This window comes from Chryseobacterium sp. UNC8MFCol, assembly GCF_000482305.1.
Lineage (GTDB): Bacteria > Bacteroidota > Bacteroidia > Flavobacteriales > Weeksellaceae > Chryseobacterium > Chryseobacterium indologenes.
Genome location: NZ_AXUZ01000032.1, coordinates 1 through 1,665, shown reverse-complemented (window position 1 = coordinate 1,665; position 1,665 = coordinate 1). Strand labels below are relative to the sequence as shown.

Genomic DNA, 1,665 nt, shown 5'->3' with positions numbered 1-1,665 from the left:
CTTGCGAAGCTCAGCCTCTACCTATATGAGTTTTGGAGTTAAAGCAAATCCCTCCAATGTAGGTTGGTTATCCAGTAACGGAACCTTAAACTTTGTAAAAGCCGCTGTTACTCTGGATAATGAAGGATTTCGATTTCTTGCCTCGCCTGCGCAGCAAACCCCATTGAATTCCCCTGTAAACATGAATGAGCTTTTGAAAATTTCCACGAATGGTAATGCTTCATTAATAGGAAAACTGGAAGCCAAAGAAATTAAAATCACCCATACCCCAACTGCTGACTTTGTCTTTGAAAGCACCTATGACCTTCCTAAATTAGAAGAGGTAGAGAAACACATCAAAGATAAAAAACACTTACCGGAAATCGCTTCGGCCAAAACCATGGAAAAAGAAGGGGTAAATATCGGAAGTTTTCAGATTCAATTGTTGCAAAAAGTAGAAGAGCTAACCCTGTACAGCATCGAACAAAACAAGCAGTTGAAAAACCAACAGCAAAGAATTGAGCAGCTGGAAGCAGAAAATACGGAACTTAAAAAGCTGCACAAGGAAGTAGAACAACTGAAAAAGCAATTTCTTACCTTTAAATCCACCCACTAATCACCATGAATAAAAAAATAGGTATAATCCTCTTATTGGCGGGAACGGTGATGCACTATGGGCAGATTGTCCTCAATGCCCCACCGGCTCCCAATACGGAGGTATCCAATCCCCAGAGCATACGCCTGCTTCCGGGATTCACGTTTAGCTCCAACAGCGGAACGTTCAGGGGATATCTTGGAGCTCCGGATAACTCAGGAAACAATCCCTATGTTCCTGTGGTGGTAGACCCGTCTACCAATATTGCGAACACTGAAAATTATATTTATACCCGGGAATACCTTTCTCCTACCACGACTTCAAATCCTTCACTCCCACAGATACAGGGGATACAGTTTTTTGACGGATTGGGAAGACCCAAACAGACTGTAAGCATCAAATCTACCCCTGCCGGGAAAGATCTGGTAACCACCATTCCTTATGACAGTTTCGGCCGTCAGGTAGATTCGTGGCTTCCGGTACCAATGGCTTCTCAAAACGGGAATATCCAGACAGGAGTGGAAGGCAGTGCCACTGCTTATTATCAGGCCAATGGGATTAATGATGCTTTCCCTTTTACCCATAAAAATCTGGAGAATTCGCCTCTTGACAGGGTTTTAAACGTTAAAAATCCAGGATCCGACTGGCAAAATAAACCGGTAAATTTTGGCTACGATGCCAATACCGTGGCAGATGGGGTAAGAAAATTTACCACCACAACGACCTGGGTGGAAGGAGCTACCAAATCTGATTTGGGAGAAAACTGGCTGTATACCGACGGGCAGCTTTATAAAAATACGGTCACTGATGAAGACGGCAACAAAACCACAGAGTTTAAAAATGGTCAGGGACAAACCATTATGGTGAAAAAAGAAGATGGCAGCAGCACTTATTATGTGTATAATGAATACGACCAGCTTGCCTTTGTGTTGCCTCCATTAGCCGGTATAAGGGGAGATATTGTGGCCAATACGACCAAACATGATGAACTCTGCTATCAATACCGTTACGACGGAAGAGGAAGGCTGGTAGAAAAGAAACTTCCGGGAAAAGGCTGGGAGTATATGGTCTATGATAAACAGGACAGACTG

The 1,665-nt window shown here is 43.4% G+C and carries 1 protein-coding gene and 1 pseudogene; both read left to right on the top strand.

The annotated features are described in order from the left end of the window. A pseudogene (locus tag M030_RS25910) lies at positions 1 to 595 on the top strand (hypothetical protein); the annotation flags it as partial. A 5-nt stretch (positions 596 to 600) separates the two neighbouring features. Further along, a partial coding sequence (locus M030_RS24200) for a DUF6443 domain-containing protein (protein ID WP_034722688.1) occupies positions 601 to 1,665 on the top strand: 1,065 nt, incomplete at its 3' end.